Origin of the sequence: Streptomyces sp. WM6372 (genome assembly GCF_001279655.1) — a bacterium.
GTDB lineage: Bacteria > Actinomycetota > Actinomycetes > Streptomycetales > Streptomycetaceae > Streptomyces.
The window spans coordinates 1-5,524 of the sequence record NZ_LGDB01000044.1 but is presented as its reverse complement, the minus strand read 5'-3'; the positions used below and the strand labels follow the sequence as shown (position 1 = coordinate 5,524).

Annotated in this window: 5 protein-coding genes; 2 read left to right on the top strand and 3 right to left on the bottom strand. The window is 75.7% G+C overall.

The window, feature by feature from the left end; translation table 11 throughout:
* Nucleotides 1-95: 95 nt before the first annotated feature.
* On the bottom strand, nucleotides 96-659 hold the full coding sequence (locus ADK52_RS05870) for a DUF1707 and FHA domain-containing protein (protein ID WP_053688710.1): 564 nt from the start codon (nucleotides 657-659) through the stop codon (nucleotides 96-98).
* A gap of 112 nt (nucleotides 660-771) precedes the next feature.
* Here ADK52_RS05870 and treZ point away from each other — a divergent pair, with 112 nt between their 5' ends.
* The gene (gene treZ / locus ADK52_RS05865; protein ID WP_053688709.1) at nucleotides 772-2,526 is read left to right on the top strand and encodes a malto-oligosyltrehalose trehalohydrolase; all 1,755 of its coding nucleotides are present in this window, start codon (nucleotides 772-774) and stop codon (nucleotides 2,524-2,526) included.
* Between the two features lie 9 nt (nucleotides 2,527-2,535).
* Nucleotides 2,536-3,312, top strand: coding sequence for a class I SAM-dependent methyltransferase (locus tag ADK52_RS05860; RefSeq protein WP_053688708.1), 777 nt, complete (start codon nucleotides 2,536-2,538; stop codon nucleotides 3,310-3,312).
* Between the two features lie 12 nt (nucleotides 3,313-3,324).
* Here the strand turns inward: ADK52_RS05860 and ADK52_RS05855 are convergent, their stop codons facing one another.
* The gene (locus ADK52_RS05855; protein ID WP_053688707.1) at nucleotides 3,325-4,464 is read right to left on the bottom strand and encodes a M24 family metallopeptidase; all 1,140 of its coding nucleotides are present in this window, start codon (nucleotides 4,462-4,464) and stop codon (nucleotides 3,325-3,327) included.
* Between the two features lie 39 nt (nucleotides 4,465-4,503).
* Complete coding sequence (locus tag ADK52_RS05850) at nucleotides 4,504-5,349, bottom strand: LysR family transcriptional regulator (RefSeq protein WP_053688706.1); 846 nt, start codon at nucleotides 5,347-5,349, stop codon at nucleotides 4,504-4,506.
* Nucleotides 5,350-5,524 lie beyond the last annotated feature (175 nt).

Here is a 5,524-nt window from a genome sequence, read left to right as displayed (position 1 = left end):
AGCGGTTGCACGAGTTCCCACTCGGCATCGGACAGTTCATGGCGACGTATCACGACACCATGATCCACAACCCAAGATCACTTTGACGACAGGACCTAGCTGGAGGAGAGCCGGAAGTTCATCCGGCCGAAGCCGATCTGGTCCCCGTCCCGGACCGCCACCGAGCCGGTCACCCGGCGGCCGTTGACCGTGGTGCCGTTGGAGGAGCCGAGGTCCGTGAGCACCCACACCCCGTCGCGCAACCCGAGCTCGGCGTGCACCCGGGAGACCGTCTCGTCGGTGAGCCGCAGCCCGTTCCCGGGGTCGCGCCCGATCCGCAGGGACCGGGCGCTCGGGTGCGGCAGCAGCAGCTTCGGCAGCCGCTCGGCGTTCCAGGCCCGCCGGACCCCGGCGGACACGGCCGAGGCCCGGCCCACCCAGGCGAAGACGCGCCGGGTCCACGGGCCTTCGCCGCCGCCGCGGCTGCCGAGGTCGGCGGTGAGGACCGCGAGGTCCTCCGAGCGGCGGGCGACGAGGACGAGTTCCATACGGCGCAGGAACGTGTCGTGGGACAGCTTCCCGAGGGCGGCACCCTCGCGGAGCTGCTCCAGCACCCGGTCGCGCTCCGCGTCGGACAGGCGCGGTACCGGGAAGGCGGGGAACTCGAAACTCGACGTCACAGGGTGATTGTCAGCCCGTCAGGGCCGGAGTGTCCAGAACTCCTCCGGCCGTCCGCGCGATGATGGACGCGGCACACGTTCCGGGTACCGCCGCAGACGAGGGGAACCGTCCGTGCAGTTCGAGGTGTGGGCACCGCTGACAGACCGGGTCGCGCTGCGGCTCCGCGAGGCGACGTACGAAATGGCACGCGATCCGGACCGGTCGGGCTGGTGGACCGCCGAGGCCCCGGCCGCCGACGGGGACCGGTACGGGTTCCTGCTGGGCGTGGCGCCCGGGGAGGAGATCGTACGGCCCGACCCGCGCGGGCGGCGGCTGCCGGACGGGCCCGACGGCCTCTCGGCGGTGGTCGATTTCGAGCCGCTCGCCCCGCAGGCACCGGCGCCCGGTACGCGGCTCCAGGACGCGGTCCTGTACGAGCTGCACATCGGCACCTTCACCCCCGAGGGGACCTTCGACGCGGCCGCCGCCCGCCTCGGGCACCTCACCGCGCTCGGGGTCACGCACGTGGAACTGATGCCGGTCTGCCCCTTCCCCGGCCGGAACGGCTGGGGATACGACGGGGTCGCGCCGTGGGCGGTGCACGAGCCGTACGGCGGCCCGGCCGGGCTGGCCCGGTTCGTGGACGCCGCGCACGCGGCCGGGCTCGGGGTGGTGCTGGACGTGGTCCACAACCACCTGGGCCCCTCCGGCAACCACCTCCCGGCCTTCGGCCCGTACTTCACGGACACCCACCACACCCCCTGGGGCGCGGCGGTCAACCTGGACGCGGCCGGCTCCGACGAGGTGCGCGCGTACCTGCTGGGCAGCGCCCTCGCCTGGCTGCGGGACTACCGGATCGACGGGCTCCGGCTGGACGCCGTGCACGCGCTCGCCGACGGGCGGGCGCTGACCTTCCTGGAGGAGCTGTCCGCGGCCGTCGACGAGCTCGCCGCCGAGTCCGGCCGCCCGCTGTTCCTGATCGCCGAGTCCGACCGGTGCGATCCGCGCACCACGACCCCGCGCGGGGCCGGGGGCCTGGGCCTGCACGCGCAGTGGAACGACGACTTCCACCACGCCCTGCACTGTGCGCTGACCGGCGAGTCCCAGGCGTACTACGCCGATTTCGCCGAGGCGCCGCTCGCCGCGCTGGCCAAGACCATGACCCGGGCGTTCTTCCACGACGGGACCTGGTCCTCGTTCCGGGGCCGCAGCCACGGCCGCCCGGTGGACCGGCGCCGGACCGCCGCGCACCGCTTCCTCGGCTACACGCAGACCCACGACCAGATCGGCAACCGGGCGCTCGGCGACCGGCTCGCGGCCTCGCTCTCCCCCGGGCTGCTGGCCTGCGGTGCGGCGCTGGCGCTGACCGGGCCGTTCGTGCCGATGCTGTTCATGGGCGAGGAGTGGGCCGCGGGCACGCCGTGGCAGTACTTCACCGACCACGGGGACCCGGAACTCGCCGAGGCCGTACGCACCGGCCGGCGCCGGGAGTTCGCGGCGCACGGCTGGAAGGCCGAGGAGATCCCGGACCCGCAGGACCCGGCCACCCGGGACCGCTCCTGTCTGGACTGGGCGGAGCCGGAGGCCGCCCCGCACGACCGGATGCTGGCCTGGTACCGGACCCTGATCAGGCTCCGGCGCACCCACCCGGACCTGCGCGATCCGGACCTGGCGGCGGTGCGCGTGGCGTACGACGAGGAGCGCCGCTGGGTGACGTTCCGGCGGGGCGACGTACGGGTGGCGGTGAACCTGTCCCCCGAGCCGGTGACGATCGCCCTGGGCCGCAACGGGGTCCGGGTCCTGGCGGCCTGGGACCCGGTCGGGCACCCGGGACCGGACGGCCGCGTACACGTCCCCGCGGAGTCGGCGGTACTGCTGGGGCCGTAGCTTTCCCCCATGGAACAGACACGGGAAGAACACAACGGGCCTGCGCCGGCGGCGGTTTACGACCGCATAGGGATCGGCTACAAGAACGTACGGCGGCCCGACCCCCGGCTGGCCGCCCTGATCCGGCAGGCGCTGGGCGGTGCCCGCACCGTCGTCAACGTCGGTGCGGGCACCGGGTCGTACGAGCCGCAGGACGCCGAGGTCACCGCCGTCGACCCGTCCCAGGTCATGCTCGACCAGCATCCCGGCCCCCGGAAGGTCAAGGCCGGCGCGGAGGAACTGCCCTTCGAGGACGGTGCCTTCGACGCCGCCATGGCCGTCCTCACCGTGCACCACTGGACCGATCCGCACCGCGGGCTCTCCGAGTTGCGCCGGGTCTCGCGCCGGCAGGCCGTCTTCACCTGGGACCCCGAACACCGGCCCGAGCTGTGGGTGGTCGACGAGTACCTGCCGGAGATCCGGCAGGTGGACCACTCCCGGTTCACCCCCCTGGCCGAGGTCGCGGAGGCGCTGGACGCCCACACCGTGGTCCCCTTCCCGGTCCCGCACGACTTCACGGACGGGTTCCAGACCGCCCACTGGCGCCGGCCGGAGGCGTACCTCGACCCGGTCGTACGGGCGGCCAGCTCGACCTTCGCCACGCTGCCCGCCTCCGTGGTGGAACCGGCGATGGAACGGCTGCGCGCCGACCTGGCCTCCGGGGCCTGGCACCGGCGCCACGCCCGCCTGCTGGAGCAGGAGAGCGTGGACTACGGCTACCGTCTGGTCATCGCCGGGGACGTGTGACCGCTCGGGCCCTCACTCGACGACGGCCAGCTCGCGCGGGGCGTTGTTGAGGCTGCGGCCGCCGGCGTCGGTGACCGTCACGATGTCCTCGATGCGCACCCCGAAGCGGCCGGGCAGGTAGATGCCCGGCTCCACGGAGAAGCACATCCCGGGGACCAGCGGCCGCTCCTCGCCCTCGACCATGTACGGGGGCTCGTGGGTGGTCACGCCGATGCCGTGCCCCGTGCGGTGGATGAACCGGTCGCCGTAGCCGAACTCGGTGATCACCGCGCGGGCCGCCCGGTCCACGTCCTGGCAGGCGATGCCGGGGCGGACGGCCGCCGAGGCGGCCTGCTGGGCCTCGCGGACGATGTCGTGGACGCGCTGCTCCTCGGCGCTCGGCTCGCCGACGTGCACGGTGCGGGAGATGTCGGAGCCGTAGCCGTGCTTGAGCCCGCCGAAGTCGAGGACCACCATGTCGCCGTGCGCGATGGTCCGTTCGCCCGCCTCGTGGTGCGGGTTGGCTCCGTTGGGGCCGGAGCCCACGACCGTGAAGTCCACCTGGGAGTGCCCGTGTTCGCGCAGCAGCGCGGCCAGGTCGGCGGCGATGTCGGTCTCCCGCCGGCAGGCGAACGGGACCTTGAGGATCTGGGCGTACGCGGCGTCGGCAGCCGCGCCGGCCGCCGCGAGCCGCTCCAGCTCCCGCTGGTCCTTGACCGCGCGGAGCATCGGCAGGACGTCGGTGAGGGGGGCGTACGAGGTGGCCGGCAACTCCCGCTGGAGGCCCAGCAGATGCAGCGCCCAGGTGTTGTCGCTGACCCCGAAGCGGCCGCCGGCGTCGAGGAGCGGCGCGGTGACGCCGTACGGGTTCTTCCCGTCGGTCCAGTCGCGCAGGGTCAGCGCGGGCGCTCCGGGGGCCTCGGCGGCGTCGGGGGCCTCCAGCGCGGGCACGACGAGTACGGGCTCCTGCCCCGCGGCGAGGACGAGCAGGGTCAGCCGCTCGGTGTCGACGGGCCGGTAACCGGTGAGGTGGGCGAGATCGGGCCCGGGGGCGATGAGCAGGCCGGCCAGGCCGGCATCGGCCGCGCTCTGGGCGGCGGCGGCCATCCGGGCGGCGTAGTCGGCGTGCGTGAACGGATCGGGTTCGAGGTCGGGGTCGCGTTCGAAGTCCATGGGGCGATCCTCCCGCCGCCCCGGGGCGCGCGCGAGTGGTTACCCGGACGCGGTGAGCCGGGCGGCGAGGGCGGTGGCGGCCGGGGTCGGGGTGCCGGGGGCGAGGAGTTCCGTACGGTGCACCAGGCGCGGGTCGCGGAGCGGTACGGCGACGCCGGCCCCGGCGGCCTGCGCCACCCGGCGCGGCAGCAGGACCAGGCCGTGCCCGGCGGCGGCGAGGGCGCACAGGGCGTGCAGGTCGGTGCCGTCGTAGCGCAGGGCCGGGCCCGTGCGGACGGCGGCGGGCACCGGCCCCACGCCGGGGGCGTCGATCCAGCGGGCGTCGGCGAGGTCGTCGAGCCGGAGCGAGGCCCGGCCGGCGCAGGGGTGCCCGGCCGGGAGCAGGACGGCGAGCCCGTCCTCGCCGACGCCGGTGACGGTGAGCGGGGCCACGTCGGGCAGCCGGAGCGGGTCGCTGGGCGCGGCGAGGCCGTCGACCAGCCCGAGGTCGCAGCCGCCGGTGGCGACGGCGGCGGGCACCTCGGCGGGGGGCAGCACCCGCAGCGCGACCCCGGTGGCGGGCAGCGCGGCGAGCAGCCGGGGCCCGACGGAGAGCGGGGACGCGGCGACGGTGACCCGCCCGGGCGGCGCGGCGGCCAGCCGCAGCACGTCGGCCCGGGCCGCGTCGAGCCGCAGCAGCAGCGGCCCGGCGTGTTCCAGCAGCCGCACCCCGGCCGGGGTCGGCCCGACGGGCCGCCGGGTGAGGAGCTCGGCCCGCAGGTCGCCTTCGAGGGCGGCGATGTGCTGGGACACGGCGGACTGGGTGTAGCCGAGCTCGCGGGCGGCGCCGGAGAAGGAGGACAGCCGGGCGACGGTGACGAAGGTACGGAGGAGGTGCGGATCCATGCCGCCAGCGTGCCACCGCCGCGGCCCGGGCCCGGCCCGCGGGTTTCGCCCTCCGAGGCCCGGCGCGCGGGGTTCCGGCGCGCGGGGTGCGCGGGGTTCCGCCGCGCGGCGCCCCGTCCGCAGGGGGGCACGGCGGGGCGGCGCGGCGCGGCGGGGCGGCGCGGCGGGGCGGCGC

What these genes read in the sequence shown, in the direction of transcription:
- ADK52_RS05860 (WP_053688708.1), top strand. Translation starts at nt 2,536, where the DNA reads ATGGAACAGACACGGGAAGAACACAACGGGCCTGCGCCGGCGGCGGTT.
- ADK52_RS05855 (WP_053688707.1), bottom strand. Translation starts at nt 4,464, where the DNA reads ATGGACTTCGAACGCGACCCCGACCTCGAACCCGATCCGTTCACGCAC.
- ADK52_RS05850 (WP_053688706.1), bottom strand. Translation starts at nt 5,349, where the DNA reads ATGGATCCGCACCTCCTCCGTACCTTCGTCACCGTCGCCCGGCTGTCC.